Genomic DNA, 16,687 nt, shown 5'->3' with positions numbered 1-16,687 from the left:
CCGACAATCTAAAGCCTCAACTTCACGTTACAGAGGTCACGCTCGGTCGGATCGGTTTTGACCTCAAATCCAAGATTCCGGCACATCTCCAACATCACGACGTTCTCCTGAAGTACATCGCCAGAGATCATCTTCAGACCTTCCGCCTTTGCATATTCGATGATCAGCTGCATCAACGCCCAACCGAGGCCCCTGCCCTTCAGGTCCGACCGCAACAGGATGGCGTACTCTCCGCTTTCATAGACCGAATCGGAGTGAATCCTCACGACGCCGACCAGTTCATTGGTCGCTTCGTCGAGGGCGACGAAGGCCATCGCGCGCGCATAGTCGAGCTGCGTCAGGCGCGCGATGAACTCGTGCGTGAACTCCTTCATCGGTGCAAAGAAGCGCAGGCGCAGATCCTCAGCCGTCACGTGCTTGAGGAGCTCATGAATGATCGGTTCGTCCTCAGGCCGGATCGGTCGCGCAAATATGCGCCAGCCATCCTTGACTTGAAGATGACGCTCCCACTGGCTTGGATAGGGCCGAACGGCGAAATTCGCAGGCCCGGAGCCCTTGAACTTGGGCGGGACCTCACCCACCGCGATCCGCGCGTCCACAGCCAAGACGCCGCTCTCGTCTGCGAGCACCGGGTTGATGTCCAGCTCACGGATTTCAGGAACGTCCGCTGCAAGCTGTGCAAGCTTCACCAGGACCAGCGCGACCGCATCCGGTTTGACCGCAGGTACGTCGCGATAGGCCCGCAGCAATCGTGAGACCCGCGTTCGCTCGATGAGGTTGCGCGCCAGCTGGAGATCGAGCGGCGGCAGAGCAAGCGCCTTGTCATTGATGATCTCGACAGCTGTGCCGCCACGACCAAACACGATCACGGTGCCGAACGTTGGATCATCGGCGAGTCCCATGATGAGCTCCCGCGCCTTGGCACGAACCACCATGGCCTGCACGATCACCCCGGAAATCCTGGCGTCGGGCCGAACAGCCTTGGCGCGGGCCATGATTTCGTTCGCCGCGTTGCGCACGGCTTCGACCGTGGTGAGATTGAGGACGACACCGCCGACGTCCGACTTGTGAACGATATCGCGCGACAGGATCTTCAATACGACCGTGGCACCCTGGGCAAAGAGCTGACTTGCATAGGCGACCGCCTCGTCCACAGTGGACGCCGCGAAGGTCGGCACCATTGCGATATCGTAAGCCTCCAGCAGCCGGCTGATTTCGACGGGATCGAGCCAGGTTCGCCCGTCGGCGAGCGCCGTGTTGACGATCTTGCGGGCCGCCTCGACGTCCGGCGCAAATGAGCTCGGCATTGCCGGCGGGACGGCCGCGAGCGACTCGACCACCTCACGGTGGCGAACGAGATGCATGAAGCCCCGGACGGCATCATCCTCGGTCGGATAATTCGGGATCCCCGCGCCGCTCAAGGTCTCGATGACCGGCTGCTCTGCGCCAACCCATGCCGCCAGCACCGGCTTCGCCCAACGCCGGTGCTGTTTGCGATAGGCGCTGACGAACTGGGTGACTGCGGTCGCGATGTCGCTGGCCGATGCAATCGCAGTCTGAACGTTCATGACGAGAATTGCGTCATTGGCCTGGTCGGCCAAGAGGGCCTCGAGTGAAGCCGTGTAGCGGGCAGCATCTGCATCGCCGACGATATCGACCGGGTTCGACCCGGACCAGGTCGGGGGCAGCACGGCGTCGAGCTTGTCATGGACGGGAGGCGACAAGGCCGCCGGAACTCCTCCGAGCTCGACCAGGCGGTCGACGGCGAGCACACCAATCCCGCCGCCATTTGTTAAAATCGCGAGCCGCTTGCCTGTCGGAGATTCGACCCGGCCCAGCGTCTCGGCACAGTCGAACAGCTCTCGGAGATCCGAGACCCGCAGAACGCCCGCGCGGCGAAACGCCGCTTCGTAGACGGCATCTGCCCCGGCCAATGCGCCGGTATGGGTTGCGGCGGCCTTCGCGCCGAACGCGCCGCGGCCCGACTTGACCACGACGACCGGCTTGACTCTGGCTGCAGCTCGCGCCGCCGACATGAACTTTCGGGCGTCCTTGATGGCTTCGATGTAGAGCAAGATCGCGCGGGTTCCACCGTCCAGCGCGAAATGGTCCAGCAGGTCGGCAAGATCGACATCCTGCTGATCACCGATCGAGACGATGCCGGAGAACCCCACGCCGCGCTGTGCGGCCCAATCCACCATGCCGGCAGCGATGGCACCGGACTGCGAGATCAGCGCCAAGCTCCCCGCGACCGGCATATGTGCCGAAAAGCTCGCATTGAGCTTGATGGTCGGCATCATGATGCCCAGGCAATTGGGACCGATCAAACGCATGCCGTACTTCTGTGCGGCTTTCTCCGCCTGATCCGCCAGCGATCCTGCTCCGTGTCCAAGCCCCGAGGTAATGATCAGGGCACCGGCAGTCCCCAAGGCACCCGCGCGATCGATCAGATCGGGAATGGAAGGCGGCGGCGTCGTGATCACGACCAATTCGGGCACGAAGGGCAATTCGACGAGACTCGCCACAGAGGCGATGCCGGATATGTCCGAATATCGCGAGTTGACGAGGCCGAGCTTGCCCTCGAACTGCGCCTTGACGACGTTGTCGAGAATGGCCCTTCCGACCGAGCTGGGCCGCGGACTTCCCCCGACCAGAGCGATGGAGCGAGGCAACAACAGGTTCCGCAATCGATAGGTCGACATTTCGATATCCAGCAAGAGCCTGCGAACGGCGGCCGCGTCCCGCACAAGCATCTTAGTTTCAATCCGCGACAGGTCCAGCGCGGCTTATCATCCCAGTACGGGAGAGATGTGACGCTGCTCCGTTCTCGGACGCCCGCCCTCGCTCCACCAGCCGACATTTGATAGGCTCTCCAGCGCGCATGCGACCTTGACGGACATCAAACCCCTGCGTCCTGGCATGACTTATGTCACCGGCGCGACGCTGCCCAGGAGTCCTCGATGCACGCGATGGTGTTGCAACGACCGGGAGGAGTTCTCCAGTCCGAGACGCTCCCAGATCCCGAGCCTGGACCCGGCGAGATTCGTATCCGGGTCAGCGCATGTGGTGTTTGTCGCACCGACCTGCATCTCGTTGACGGAGAACTGCCGGACATTCGCTATCCGATCATTCCTGGTCACGAGATCGTCGGCCATGTCGACCGGATCGGTGCGGGCGTCACGACGCATCAGCTCGGCGCGCGAGTGGGCGTTCCCTGGCTAGGGCACACCTGCGGCCACTGTGCGTTCTGCTCGCAAGGAATGGAAAATCTGTGTGATGAGCCTCGCTTCACCGGCTACACGCGTGACGGCGGCTATGCGAGCCACGCGCTCGTCGACTCAAATTACGCATTTCCTCTCGACGGTCTCGGTGATGACGTCGCGGTCGCGCCGCTGTTGTGCGCCGGCCTGATCGGCTGGCGTTCGCTCGTCATGGCCGGGGACGCAGAAAGGCTCGGGATTTACGGTTTCGGAGCAGCAGGACACATCGTCGCCCAGGTCGCCCGCTGGCAAGGCCGCGAGATCTACGCATTCACCCGCGAAGATGATCGAACGGCGCAGGATCTCGCTCGCCATCTCGGCGCAACCTGGGCTGGAGCATCGGACCGGCGTCCCGATGTTGCTCTGGATGCGGCCATCATCTACGCGCCCGCCGGCGAGCTCGTTCCAGCCGCTCTGCGGGCGGTTCGAAAAGGCGGCCGGGTCGTTTGTGCGGGCATTCACATGAGCGACATTCCAACCTTCCCCTACTCGCTCCTCTGGGGAGAGCGTCAGGTCATGTCCGTCGCCAACCTGACGCGACAAGACGGCCTCGACTTTCTGCGCGTGGCTCGGGACTCCCACATCGAAACACATACGACCGCTTATCCTCTGTCGGACGCAAATGCCATTCTTGCCCGATTGAGGCGCGGCGAAATTCTTGGTGCAGCCGTTCTTGTGCCAGACGCCTGAATGCCAACACGGGAAGCCGCGCTCATGACGTCACCGTCCGATCAGGATCTCGTCTTCGCGTTCTTGGGCGACGGCAACAGGCATCCAGACGTTCGCCGCATCGATACACACGCGGCATCCGTCTTCCTGTTTGGCGACCGCGCGCTGAAGATCAAGCGTGCAATCCGGCTTCCATTCCTGGACTATTCGACGCTCGCACTACGCAAAGCCGCATGCACGAAAGAGTTGGAGATCAATCACCCGTTTGCTCCCGACATCTATCTCCGTGTCGTTGCCATCACGAAGGCACCGAACGGGAAATTCTCCATCGACGGGCCAGGTGATCCGATCGAATATGCGGTCGAGATGCGTCGCTTCGATGAGAGCCAGACGTTGGATCATCTCGCGGAACATGCGGAGGTGAACTCTGATCTGGCCGACCATCTGGCGGAGACCATCGCAGCGTCACATCAGGTTGCCGCAAAAGTCACGGACAGCGCGTGGATCGATTCCGTCCCGCGCTGGATCGACGCATCCATTGCCAGCTTTGAGGCTAGCCGGCGGTTTCCGGAAGGAGAGATCGCAGAGCTTCATGCGCTCTGTCGCTCGGCCTTCTTGCGCGTCAAGCCATTGCTCGAGCAGCGCGCTGCCAAAGGCGATGTCCGGCGCTGCCACGGCGACCTCCATCTGGCCAACATCGTCATGATCGACGCCAAGCCGGTGCTGTTCGACGCCATCGAATTCGACGACCGCATCGCCACGATCGACATCCTCTACGACCTTGCATTTCCGCTGATGGACTTGCTGCACTTCAACCTGCCCGTCGCGGCCAATCATCTCCTGAACACGTATCGCCTTGTTGCGGAGCCCGAACAGACGGACGGCCTTGCTGCTCTGCCCCTGTTCCTGGCCATGAGAGCAGCCATTCGAGCACAGGTCTTCCTTGCGAAACTCAATCGCGGGGCGGCCGAACATAGCGATTCCCCTCTCTCAACGACATTCGAGATCGCCAAAAGCTACTTTCAGCTGGCGCGCCGGCTCATTCAGCCGGCCGCTCCAATGATGATCGCCGTCGGCGGCCTGTCAGGAACTGGCAAGTCTGCTTTGGCGCGCGCGCTCGCCCCTGAGTTGGCGCCGATACCGGGAGCGATCGTGCTGCGCAGCGACGTGCTGCGAAAGCAGCTGTGTGGCGTGTCCCAGAGCGAGCAACTGCCGGCGACCGCCTACACGCCTGAATCGGGCGCCAGAGTGTATCACGAACTGATGAACCAGGCCGCGCAGGTGCTGGCCCAGGGCTTCACCGTCATTGTCGACGCCGTGTTTGCACGCGAGGCCGAACGTCAGGCAGTCCAGCAATTGGCAAATCGACTGCAAGTGCCCTTTGCTGGCCTCTTCCTCGTTGCAGACCTGCGCGTCCGCCAGGAGAGGATTCAGCACCGGGTCAACGATGCGTCCGACGCCACGGAGGCGGTCGCTCAAGAGCAGGAACGCTATGACATCGGCGCTCTGGATTGGTTTCAGGTGGATGCGTCGGGAACGCCGGAAACGACGCTGGACCGAAGCATATCGCAACTTCGGATCAACCGCTGAGGACGGCGCCGCACGGTCGGGCAACGGCCCAAGACGAATGCCGAGCCTACGTGTGGACGTAGTCGCCCGGCGCGCTCCCAAGTTCGTTCGAGTGGTCCGTCACCAGTTGCGGCGCTGCGCCCGGCACTCCAGACTGCTGCGCCAGCCAAGCGGTCCAGGTCGGCCACCACGAGCCCTCGATCCGCGGCGACGTGCTCTGCCACTCGTCTGGACCAAGATACGGCGCGTCAGCCGCCTTGGTGCGCACCTGATGCGAATGTCCGGGCTCATCTGGCGGCGCCACGATGCCGGCATTGTGTCCGCCGCTCGCCAAGACAAAGGTGACGTCGGCGTCGACCTCGTAATGGATCTTGTAAGTGGACTTCCACGGGGCGACGTGGTCGCGCAGCGTGCCGACAACGAACATCGGCGTATGAATGTCCGAGAGGGACACCGGCTTTCCCTCGACCCTGTACCGTCCTTCGGCAAGATCGTTGTTCAAAAACAGCTTGCGCAGATATTCGGAGTGCATCCGATACGGCAGGCGCGTGGCGTCCGCATTCCACGCCATCAGGTCGCTCGGATTGGCCCGCTCGCCGAGAAGATAGTCACGCGAGACCCGCGACCAGATCAAATCGTTGGATCGCAACAATTGAAAGGCGCCTGCCATCTGCGTCGTATCGAGATAGCCGCGCTCCCACATCATGTCTTCGAGAAATGCGACCTGGCTCTCATTGATGAAAAGCGTCAGCTCTCCGGCTTCCGTAAAATCGGTCTGAGCCGCAAACAGGGTGATCGTTTTGAGACGCGCGTCTCCATCCCGCGCCATGGCCGCCGCGGTGATCGATAGCAGCGTTCCTCCGAGGCAATAACCGACGGCATGGACCGGCGTGTCCGGGACGATCTTCCCGATCTCGCCCAACGCGGCCATCACGCCCAGCGAGCGGTAGTCGTCGAAGGCAAGATCCCGGTCCTTCGCTCCCGGATTTCGCCAGGAGATCATAAACACCGTGAAGCCCTGGTCGGTCAGATACCTGACCAGGGAATTGTGCGGCGATAGATCGAGGATGTAGAACTTCATGATCCATGCGGGCACGATCAGCACCGGTTCCGGCCGCACCTTTTCGGTTGTCGGCGCATATTGGATCAGCTCGATCAGACGATTTCGGTACACCACCTTGCCAGCCGCAGTCGCGACCGTCCGGCCGACCACGAACTCGGAGCGACCTGATGTCTTTCCGGGCTGCAGAACCTGCATGAGATCGGCGAGCCAATTCTGCCAGCCGAAAACGAAGTTCTCGCCACCGCTTCGAACTGCTTTTTCCAGCACTTCGGGATTGGTCGCTGCGAAGTTCGATGGCGCGAACATATCGAGCAGCTGACGAAGCGAGAAATCCACGACGGCTTCATTGGCCGGGTTGACTCCGCGGACGCCCGTCGTTGCCTTGTGCCACCAATCTTCGCCGAGCAGGAAAGCTTGAGCCATCAGGTTGAACGGCTGCATCGCCCATTGCGGCTTGGAAAAGCGATGATCGTTGGCCTGCGGCCTTATCAGATCCCAGGGAGCCCGGTCCGGGTCCGCAAGATGCAACGACCGCTCGGCGAGCTGCCGAGCACCATGCCAGGCATTCCGGGCGATTTCAATCTGGCGTTGAGGCGCCGCCGCGAGATGGCAAGCCCAATCCAGATAGGCCATCGATAGCGCAGCCGGCGAGATTCCGCCGGTTACGCGCGCCAGGACCGCGCTGAAGGCTTTGTCCAGCTCATGATCCTCGCGGCTGAACTCCCTGGCAATCGTCTCGGCATCCTGAGGGAGCGGCTGCGCGTCGAGGCGGGCCAGCTGGCTCGATTCCGCCAACACCGGAGCGGCACCGCCAACGTCCTGCGCCCCGCCTCGGACCTGGAGGCTCTTTGCTTCGCGACGATCCGGACGCGATGCCCCCCCACTCTTCAGTTTCGCCACCGTTGCCCCACGAGATTCACACTGGCATCAATGAGCCGCTGCCCATGCTTGAAGAGCCGGTCGCAATCACGCCTGACGAAGTCGAGCTGATGCTGCCCGCATTCCTGGACCATCGTTTGGATTCCCTTGACGGAATGCACCCCGGCCAGCTTCGATACGAACTCGGCCAACAGATGCGTTTCCGTGCGCGTGCGGTCCAGCGCCTCATTGCTGGCGAAGAGAATCTCTTCCAGAATGATCTGCTGCGAGCCGACGAGCAACTCAAGCGCATGCTTATTGGACAGAGCAACACGTTCGGACAGTTTGGCCGTTTCCTCGGCCACGACATTTGCCCCGGAGAGCTCAGACATGGGCACCTCTCCTCTTGCTAATCAATTCACCTTTAACCCACGTCACGCCCAAAACCTTGAGCTGCATCAATAACCGAGCAACCTCCTCTTTGACCTGGGTCAATTCACGGCTTGACCGCGGGATTACGGTTCTGCAGCTTTTGACATCGGAGTTCGCCATGCGCGCCCATCAGATCATGACCCGTCCCGTCATCACCGTCTCGCCGGATACGTCGATTGTGGACGCGGCCAACATCATGCTCCAACGCCACGTCAGCGGCCTGCCGGTGGTCGATGCCAGCGGCAAGCTGGTCGGCGTCGTCTCGGAAGGTGATTTCATCCGCCGTACGGAGATCGGCACGGGACGCAAGCGTGGCCGCTGGCTCCGTTTTATTCTCGGGCCGGGAAAATCAGCCGCCGACTTCGTCCACGAGCATGGACGCAAGGTGTCTGAGGTCATGACCAGGTCTCCCCTGACGATCACGGAAGACGCCGCCCTCGCGGAGATCGTGGAGCTGATGGAGAAGAACCACGTGAAGCGGCTGCCGGTGGTCAAGGGTGACCAGGTCGTCGGCATCGTGTCCCGGGCGAATCTGCTGCAGGCAGTCGCCACCCTCGGCCGGCAGGTTCCGGACCCCACGGCTGATGACGATCACATTCGCAATCGTGTCATCGACGCCCTTGAGAAGAACGACTGGTGCCCCTTCGGACTGTCCGTCATCGCCAAGGACGGCATCGTTCATTTGAGCGGCGTCATCACCGAAGAACGCTCGCGGCAGGCGGCCATCGTCGCCACCGAAAACGTCACGGGTGTGAAGAAGGTGCACGACCATTTGTGCTGGGTCGATACCATGTCCGGCATGTACCTCAACTCGCCGGAAGACGAGGATATGGCAAAGGCCAGCTGAGGATCAACCACGGCGCGGCCATCTTCATCACCAGTCTCGCCTGCGACCAGCGAAATTGCGCTAGGCTCAGGCGACCGTCTGGATCGGCCCAAACGCGCCCTGCTGGCGGAAGGCTTCGATCTCCTGTTCGCTGTGCCCCAGCCGGGCGCGCAAAATAGCCGTCGTATGCTCGCCAAGACGCGGCGCGGCCCGGGGCTCGACCGCCGGCGTCATCTGCATGGTGATCGCAGGCTCGACATTCGGGATCGAGACCGCCGTCGGATGCGGGATGCGACACACGCGATCCCGCGCGCGAACCTCGGGCGCATTGAAGGCTTGTTCTACCGTCCGCACCCGGCCGACGGGAACCCCGGCCTGATTCATCCGCGAGATCCAGACCTCCATCCGGTCGGCGGCGATGATGTCGGCGAGGATGCCGCGGAGTTGGGTGCGGTTCGTCCATCTCGCCTTCCGGGTGGCAAAGCGAGGATCGGTGAGAAGATCCGCGCGGCCAAGAACCTGCGTCATGAGGCGGTGGCAGAGCCGGTCGTTCCCGCATGCGATGTAGAGCGGACCATCCGACGCGTCGAACACGCCGACCGTCGGCGAATCGTTCGGCGAATTGCCTGTCCGCGACGGGTTCACACCGTTCATGAGATAGGCCATTCCGGAGAAGCCCGTCATCGCCAAGGCAATGTCGAACAATGCGACTTCGACGTGCTGTCCCCTGCCGAGTCGCTGCCTTGCTGCGAGTGCGAGCAGGATGGCATTACAGGCCGACATGCCAGTCGCGAAGTCGACGACCGGCGCTCCGGTTCGAATCGGCGGCCCATCGGCAAATCCGTTGAGCGACATGAAGCCGCTTTCGGCCTGAGCAATCGGATCGAATCCCGAACGCCACGCAAACGGACCCGTGCGGCCGTAGGCCGAGATCGAGCAGTAGATCAGTCCCGGATTGGTCTGCGACACCGTGGGATAGTCGAGGCCATACTTCTCCATCACCGACGACGAGAAATTCTCGACCACGATGTCGGCTTTGGCGATGAGCGCGCGGGCAATATCTCGGGCCTGCGCGATCACGAGATCCAGCACCATCCCCTGCTTGTTGCGATTGAGGCTGAGGAAGGCTGCGCTCTCGCCGCCGAGTTCAGCATGTTCATAGGCACGGGTATCGTCCCCCTTGATCGGCTGCTCGATCTTGATGACCTCGGCTCCGAAATCAGCCAAGGTCTGCGTGCAGGCAGGCCCGGCGACGACACGGGTGAAATCGATCACGAGCAATCCGGCCAAGGCGGCCGGCGCATCGCTCGGCCGCGGCTTGCGATCTGACAAGATGACCTCAGCCGGCATTCGAGTCCTTCCCTCACCTCGATCGTCTGAAGCGATCGTTGCATGCGCGGATCAGCGCACAGAGCAACCAAGCACAAAACTGGCCTGCGCGGCAATTCCGTTGCCCAACCGACCTCTGCTGCAACGCAGAACGAGGCTGATAGGCAACTCACGCGCGGATCATCTTGCGCCAGTAGAGTGAGTTCCCCCACGCCCAAGGCTGAGCCGGCTCGAACAGCACATATCCGCAGCGAATGAAGTTGTTCGCGGAGATGATATTGCTCGTCGTGTCCGATACGATGCAACAGAGGTCGGAGCGTCGCGCGCGCTGTTCGATCGCACGCATCATGCGGCGCTGCAGACCGTGTCCGCAGCACTCGCGAAGAACTCCTACCCTGGAGAGATAGCCGATTCCGCCGCCCAAGACAGACGGAACAAGGCCGGCAAAGGCCGTGGGTCGTCCCAACTCGGAGGCCATCCACCAATGGCCGACGTCGAAATCGGGCAGAGGCGCCCGATCCAGGAAGATGCGCGCGTGAAGGTCCTTCAACGTATCGACGACGTCTGGCTCGCAGGCGTCGACTTCACGGATGCGGAAGCGGCGCAGACGCCGCAGGGCTTGCTTCGCCACGGCTTCACTTCCCGAGCACGACCTTGATGCCGAGCCAGATCGCGCCGACGATACCGGTCGCAATGACCGTGATGACCGCCTTGAAAGTATAGCTCTGTGCTTGCTCCACGCTCTTGCGCCAGCGCCGCAGGTGCTGGAAGTCTGCTCGGAGCTCGGTGATCGTCTTCGACATGGTCGCTTCCGGAGTCTCGAGTTGATGTGGAGCGTAATCACGACAGAGCGTCGGCGGCGGCCATCGCGACGAGCCCCACCACCGCAAGCGAAATCAAATAGGCGGTCATCGTTCTCTCCTGATCGTTGTTAAGAGAAAGGCGCGGTGGATCGCGGACAACGCGATCGCTTCGGGCGCGAACCCTATCCCTCGCGCGAGGGACCGCTGCGCGCATGGCGACCAGCACCATGCCCGCGACCGTCCCGTTCGCGCGGGGCGGCCAATATTCAGATGATGAGGAGTCTAACCGTTGCCGGCGGGCGCAACGAGACGATCCCGGAGCAGTCACGCACGGCAAAGAACAGCCCATGGCTGTTGCGTCGCGGGCTGCGTGGACAGTGATTTCGGAAATTTCGATGCTGGCAATATGCCAGTGATTTGCCCGACGTGTCAAATTTGATCGAAATGCGGCGATCGGGTTTTCCGATTTCGATAACCGCCGCGCGAATTCCTCGCTTGGCCAAATAAAAAGCCCGCTGCCTGATCCTCGGCGCGGGCTCTATGATTTTTTGACGATGGCAAAATGCGCCTGATTTGCCCGACGTGTCAAGCGCGATCACACGCCGTGATCGACGGCGCGACACGAGCGCCCGTCGGCCATGCTGGAGAAGGAGGTTTCACGATGTACGTCGTCGCAGTTGTTCTTGGCGCCTTGTCCGCATTGTTCTACGCGGCCGGCGACCACCAGCTCGGATCTGTGGGTGCCGATGTCTGCCAAGTCGGCAGCCTGTTCTGCGACAAGCCGCACTACGTAATGACGAGTGCGGTGCTCGCGGGCCTCTGGGGCAAGTTCGTCAGCATGCGCTGATCAGTTCTTGATCGCGTAAAGCGGCGTTCGCACGGTGAGTTGATAGACCGGCTTCGGGGCCCATGCGATCTGCGCCGTGATGCCGAACAGGCGGTTGTCGTCGTCGTCCATGCGATCGAGGTCGAGCCTGACCAGCGGCTGCGTGTAGGACGCGATCGGCGTCACGGCGAGCAGCTGCGCGCCGCCGAACGACTGCAGGCCGACACGCGCAGAGACCTTCCAATTGTTGTCCCACTGATAGAAGCCGCCAACATAGCCGGCCGTGGTGTCGCCCACACGCGCCAGCACGGAATCGACCTCGACATGGGTATACTGAACGCCCGCGAGCCAGCCTCGCATCTCCTCGGTGTCGAGCGCGTATTTCGCCTCCACCACCGTGTTGAACGAGGTGGTCGCTAACGGTGCGTCCGGCACCGAGCGCGTCACTGTGGACTGCAGCGTCATGGTCGGGAATGCGCCGCCGTTCTGCTGGTAGACATCGGCCTGGAAGCCGAGGAACCAGCTCGTGACCGCGACGTCCGACCAGCCGGACAGGCCATTGTAGGACGCGCTGCCGGTGAAGCCGGCATAGAGCGACAGCGCCTCGTCGAGATCCAGCGTCAACGGGACATCGACGCCGACGCCCTGATTGGTCGGCGCCGAGAGCTGCGGTCGTCCAGGCAGGGACGGACGATCTAGCAGCTTCCGCAAGGTCGCGAGCTGCGACAGCGTCCCAAATAAGGACGTGTCGCCGAGACCGGTCGACAGCGCGCCGCCGGGCACATAGGCATAGTTCGTGCGGAAATCGAGATAGACGTTGGCGATGCCGGATGACGACGCGTCCTTGTCGTCATCGTCCCTCTCGTCCTTTGCGACGGCGCTGCCACTGATCAGCAGTGCGACACCGATCGAGAGGACGGAGAGCCACCGCAAGGGCCGGCCTTCGCCCAGCAACCATTCCTTATCCGCCATTCTGACGTCCCCCAGCGGCAGAAAAATACGCCGGTCCGGCGCGCATCTTCAAGCGTCGATCGCGATGCGCACAGGAAGATCCGAGGATCGTCGTTCCCCAGGTCTACTCGGACGGCGACGGCGCCGGACCGGCCCCGCGCGCAGCCATCACCTGGCGAAGCACCCGCGACAGCTCGTCGACCGAATAGGGCTTGTGGATCAGGCTGAAGCCGTGCCGATCGCCGTCGGCCAGCACGTCGCTGTAGCCGCTGTTGAGCACGATCGGAATCATCGGCAGCCGCCGCCGGATCTCCTGGCCGAGCGTCACGCCGTCCATTCCCGGCATCACGACGTCACTGAGCACGAGGTCGAAGCCGTCGGGATTGTCCTCGATCATCCGGAGCGCGTCGAGACCGCTGCGCGCCAGGACGGTGCGATAACCGAGGTCCTCGAGCAGCTGCGTCGAGAACTCGCCGATCTCCGGGTTGTCCTCGACCACCAGCACGTTCCAGCGCGCGGCGAGCACCTCGGCATGATGCTCGGTCCGTTCACGCGGTCCAAGCGGCTTGTGGGTAAGCGGGAGCAGCAAGGTCAGCGTCGTCCCCTTGCCGAGCTCGCTGTCCGCCAGCACCCGGCCGCCGGACTGATGAACGAAGCCGTAGACCTGGGATAAGCCCAGCCCGGTGCCGCGGCCGACGCCTTTGGTCGTGAAGAACGGCTCGAAGATGCGGTCGATCTGATCGGGCGCGATGCCGCAGCCGGTGTCGCTGACGGCAATCGCGACGCATTGCGCTTGCCCGGCCGCGCCCTCGTGCGACACGAGTTCACCGCGGATGGTCAGCACGCCGCGCCCGTTCATCGCATCGCGCGCATTGGCGACGAGATTGACGAGAGCGGTCTCGAACTGATTGACATCGACATCGACCGGCAACGGCCGTGCCCGCAGATCGAGCTCGATCACGGCGGGCGCCCCGAGCACGGTCTGCAGCATGTCCTCGATCTGCTCGATATGCCCGGCCGCGTCGAACACGCGGCGCTCCATCGGCGTGCGGCGCGCGAAGGCGAGCAACTGCCCTGTCAGCTTGGCGGCGCGATCGGCCGTATCGGAGATCGCGTCGACATAGCGGCGCATCCGCTCGGGCGACAGTTGCCGCCGGCGCAGCAGATCAGCCGACGATCTGATCACGGTCAGGAGATTGTTGAAGTCGTGCGCGACGCCGCCGGTGAGCTGGCCGATCGCCTCCATCTTCTGCGCCTGGCGGAATGCCTCCTCCGCCTTGCGGCGCTCCGTCAGCTCGACCGCCTCGGGCACGATGGCCACGACCTGCCCGGTCTCGTCGCGCACCGGCCGCATCTGGAAATCGAACCATCGCCAGCCGCCGACCGGCAGATCGAGCTGGAGCTCCCGGCGCGCCTCGTCGCCGCGGGCCACGGCATCGACCAGTGATCGGATCACGTCCGACATGCCGGGGGTGCCCGCAAACCAGGGCGTCTGCCAGAACGGCTGACCCACGACCTCGTTCAGCGGCGCAGCGATGGCCTCAAGCAAGGTCGCGTTGGCGTCCAACAGCGTGCCGTCCGAGGACAGCAGCGCCTGGAACGTGTAGCTCGCCTCGAAGATGGTGCGGAGCCGCGCCTCTTTGGCCTGCAGCTCCGCGGTCCGTTCGAGCACCTGCGCCTCGAGCCGCTCGTTCAGCTCGCGCAGCGTAGTCTCGGCCTCGCGCCGGACGCGCGCCAGATCGATATTGGCGCGGACGCGCGCCAGCAGCTCGCGCGCGCTGAACGGCTTGCTGAGATAGTCGCTGGCGCCGGCATCGAGCCCCTCGACCTTCGCCTCCTCGCCGGCCCGCGCGGACAGGATGACGACGGGAATGTCGCGCAGCTGCGCGTCGCCGCGCAATGCCTGCAGCAGTCCGAAGCCGTCGAGCTGCGGCATCATGACATCGGTCAGCACGAGATCAGGACGGCGCCGGCGAACGGCCTGGAGCGCGGCCTTGCCGTCTGAGACGGCTTCGACCTCGTAGTCGTCGTCGAGCAGCCGGCGCACGTAATCCCGCATGTCGGGATTGTCGTCCGCAAGCACCACGCGATCCCGGCTCGAGGTTGCTATGGCGCGAACCCCGAGATCGTCGGACGCGGAGGGATGCGGCAACTCAACCGGCCTGTCGCCGTTCAGCCAGCCCAGCGCTTCGTCGATATAGGCCTGAGCACGCTGGGTCGCGACGGCCTGCCGGTGCGCGGTGCTGAGCTGGCCGGCGGGCAGATGTGGCGTCCCCAGCGGAATGCGCACGCAGAACATGGAGCCACGGCCAAGCTCGCTCTCGGCGGTGATCTCACCGCCATGGAGCTTCACCAGCTCCTGGACCAGAGCCAGGCCGATGCCGCTGCCTTCGAAGGAGCGACCGCGCGCGCCCTCGATGCGACGGAACCGCTCGAACAGATGCGGCAGCTCCTCTCTGGGAATGCCGGTGCCGGTGTCGCGAACCCTGAGCTCGGCATGGCGCCGGTCGGTCGAGAGACCGATTGACACCGCGATCTCGCCCTCGAACGTGAACTTGAACGCATTGGAGACGAGGTTGAGGACGATCTTCTCCCACATGTCGCGATCGACATGGATAGGCTCCGGCAGAGCCTCGGCGTCGATCACCAGACGTAGCCCGGCACGATCGGTCGCCGCGCGGAAGTTCGAGACGAGCTCGGCAGTGAGGGCCGCGAGATCCACCGGCTCGAAGCTCGCCGTCATCCGCCCGGCCTCGATCCGCGAGAAGTCCAGCAGCGTGTTGACCAGCTTGAGAAGGCGTATTCCGTTGCGGTGAACGAGGTCGAGCACCGAGCGCTCCGCCGCGCCGATCTCGGACCCATCGCGCGCGAGCATGTCCTCCAGCGGACTGAGCATCAACGTCAGCGGCGTGCGAAACTCGTGGCTGATATTGGAGAAGAATGCGGTCTTGGCGCGATCGACCTCGGCCAGCGCCTCGGCGCGGCGGCGTTCGGCCTCGTAAGCCCCGCCATTGCTGACGGCGGCCGCGATCTGCCCGGCCACCAGATTCAGAAAGCGTGCGTAGCTCTCGTCATAGAGACGGAACGGATTGAGGCCGGCAATGACGAAGCCGCCCTGCCCGGCCTCGCCGGATGGAGCAAGCGGAATCACCACCGCCTGCCGCGGCGGCTGGCGCCAGCCACCGCTCGGGAACGGGACGCCGACCAGTTGCGTGAGATCGCCGACCCGGACGGCAGCCTGCTGACGCAACGCCTCGGCCAGCGGCCACATCTCGCCCGGCCGGAGCAGCAACTTTGGCCGCACGGCCGGATGATCGCGGTCGATCCCGGTCACGGCCTCGAGCCGCGCCGCCTCGCCATCCGGCTCGGTCATGTAGATCAACACAAAGGGGAGGTCGCGCGGCCCCTCTGCCAGCGCGCGCGCACAGCTCGCACAAGCCTGGTCGATGCTGCGCGCCTCGGCGCCGGCATTGGCCAGCGCACGCAGCAGCGACAGCTGGCGTTCGCTGATCACGCGCTGAGTGTCGTCCGTATTGGCGCAGAAGATGCCGCCGGGCGACCCGTCATCATCGGGAATGGGACTATAGGAGAACGTGTAGTATGTCTCCTCGGGAAAGCCGTTGCGCTCCATGATCAGGAGCTGGGCCTCGACATAGGTCCCCTGGTCACCGCCGCTCGCCTTGGCGAGCAACGGGCCGATGTCCTCCCAGATCTCGTGCCAGACCACCGAGGTCGGAAGTCCGAGCGCCCAGGGATGCTTGCCGCCGATGATGGCCTTGTAGGCATCGTTGTACAGATAGATCAGCTCCCGCCCCCAACCGATCCAGATCGGCTGCTGCGAGGTGAGCATGATCCTGACGGCGGTCTTCAGGCTCTGGGGCCAGTGCTCGGGAGCTCCGATCGACGTGCTCGCCCAATCGAACTGCAGCATCAGCCCGGCCAGCTCGCTGCCGCCGGAGAAAAGCCGTTCGCGCTCGGCGCTGCCGAGACCCTCGTCACGCACTGGTTGCCGCTGGTCCGGCAAACGTCCCCCCAATCGCAAATCCCGCCGTGATGACAAACGCCGGTATTCTCTTGAGGTTCCAACGACGGGAACAAAAA

Annotated in this window: 14 protein-coding genes; 4 read left to right on the top strand and 10 right to left on the bottom strand. The window is 63.4% G+C overall.

Translation table 11 applies throughout. From position 1 onward, the window contains the following. Positions 1-8: 8 nt before the first annotated feature. A complete protein-coding gene (locus tag BRAD285_RS08370) occupies positions 9-2,702 on the bottom strand; it encodes a bifunctional acetate--CoA ligase family protein/GNAT family N-acetyltransferase (RefSeq protein WP_006609781.1) in 2,694 nt (897 codons plus the stop codon). Between the two features lie 258 nt (positions 2,703-2,960). On the opposite strand from BRAD285_RS08370, the gene BRAD285_RS08365 reads away from it, so the two are divergent. After that, on the top strand, positions 2,961-3,950 hold the full coding sequence (locus tag BRAD285_RS08365) for a zinc-dependent alcohol dehydrogenase family protein (RefSeq protein WP_006609780.1): 990 nt from the start codon (positions 2,961-2,963) through the stop codon (positions 3,948-3,950). A gap of 24 nt (positions 3,951-3,974) precedes the next feature. Next, a complete protein-coding gene (locus BRAD285_RS08360) occupies positions 3,975-5,519 on the top strand; it encodes a bifunctional aminoglycoside phosphotransferase/ATP-binding protein (protein ID WP_006609779.1) in 1,545 nt (514 codons plus the stop codon). A 46-nt stretch (positions 5,520-5,565) separates the two neighbouring features. Here the strand turns inward: BRAD285_RS08360 and BRAD285_RS08355 are convergent, their stop codons facing one another. Both BRAD285_RS08355 and BRAD285_RS08350 read right to left on the bottom strand, forming a co-directional pair. Further along, positions 5,566-7,293, bottom strand: a complete 1,728-nt coding sequence (locus tag BRAD285_RS08355) for an alpha/beta hydrolase (protein ID WP_244422044.1) — start codon at positions 7,291-7,293, stop codon at positions 5,566-5,568. A gap of 155 nt (positions 7,294-7,448) precedes the next feature. Then, positions 7,449-7,811, bottom strand: coding sequence for a hypothetical protein (locus BRAD285_RS08350; RefSeq protein ID WP_006609777.1), 363 nt, complete (start codon positions 7,809-7,811; stop codon positions 7,449-7,451). A 158-nt stretch (positions 7,812-7,969) separates the two neighbouring features. On the opposite strand from BRAD285_RS08350, the gene BRAD285_RS08345 reads away from it, so the two are divergent. Next, positions 7,970-8,698, top strand: coding sequence for a CBS domain-containing protein (locus BRAD285_RS08345; RefSeq protein WP_006609776.1), 729 nt, complete (start codon positions 7,970-7,972; stop codon positions 8,696-8,698). A 66-nt stretch (positions 8,699-8,764) separates the two neighbouring features. Here BRAD285_RS08345 and BRAD285_RS08340 read toward each other — a convergent pair whose 3' ends face one another. The 5 genes from BRAD285_RS08340 to BRAD285_RS35700 form a co-directional block, all read right to left on the bottom strand. Continuing rightward, the gene (locus BRAD285_RS08340) at positions 8,765-10,027 is read right to left on the bottom strand and encodes a CaiB/BaiF CoA-transferase family protein (RefSeq protein WP_006609775.1); all 1,263 of its coding nucleotides are present in this window, start codon (positions 10,025-10,027) and stop codon (positions 8,765-8,767) included. Positions 10,028-10,175: 148 nt separating this feature from the next. Next, positions 10,176-10,637, bottom strand: coding sequence for a GNAT family N-acetyltransferase (locus BRAD285_RS08335; protein WP_006609774.1), 462 nt, complete (start codon positions 10,635-10,637; stop codon positions 10,176-10,178). 4 nt (positions 10,638-10,641) lie between these two features. Further along, a complete protein-coding gene (locus BRAD285_RS35705) occupies positions 10,642-10,809 on the bottom strand; it encodes a hypothetical protein (protein WP_006609773.1) in 168 nt (55 codons plus the stop codon). Between the two features lie 37 nt (positions 10,810-10,846). Continuing rightward, entirely contained in the window at positions 10,847-11,038 is a 192-nt protein-coding gene (locus BRAD285_RS08325) for a hypothetical protein (RefSeq protein WP_035644679.1), read from the bottom strand. A 37-nt stretch (positions 11,039-11,075) separates the two neighbouring features. Then, the gene (locus BRAD285_RS35700) at positions 11,076-11,408 is read right to left on the bottom strand and encodes a hypothetical protein (RefSeq protein WP_139020544.1); all 333 of its coding nucleotides are present in this window, start codon (positions 11,406-11,408) and stop codon (positions 11,076-11,078) included. Between the two features lie 62 nt (positions 11,409-11,470). On the opposite strand from BRAD285_RS35700, the gene BRAD285_RS08320 reads away from it, so the two are divergent. Further along, positions 11,471-11,656, top strand: a complete 186-nt coding sequence (locus BRAD285_RS08320; protein ID WP_006609771.1) for a hypothetical protein — start codon at positions 11,471-11,473, stop codon at positions 11,654-11,656. Here BRAD285_RS08320 and BRAD285_RS08315 read toward each other — a convergent pair whose 3' ends face one another. Further along, positions 11,657-12,607 (bottom strand): hypothetical protein, encoded by a 951-nt coding sequence (locus tag BRAD285_RS08315; RefSeq protein WP_006609770.1) that lies wholly within the window; start codon positions 12,605-12,607, stop codon positions 11,657-11,659. Positions 12,608-12,710: 103 nt separating this feature from the next. Continuing rightward, positions 12,711-16,610, bottom strand: a complete 3,900-nt coding sequence (locus BRAD285_RS08310; RefSeq protein WP_006609769.1) for an ATP-binding protein — start codon at positions 16,608-16,610, stop codon at positions 12,711-12,713. Positions 16,611-16,687: the final 77 nt, after the last annotated feature.

Source organism: Bradyrhizobium sp. ORS 285 (assembly GCF_900176205.1).
Taxonomy (GTDB): domain Bacteria; phylum Pseudomonadota; class Alphaproteobacteria; order Rhizobiales; family Xanthobacteraceae; genus Bradyrhizobium.
Note: the sequence above shows the minus strand (reverse complement) of the source record. Positions and strands in the feature narration are given on the sequence as shown.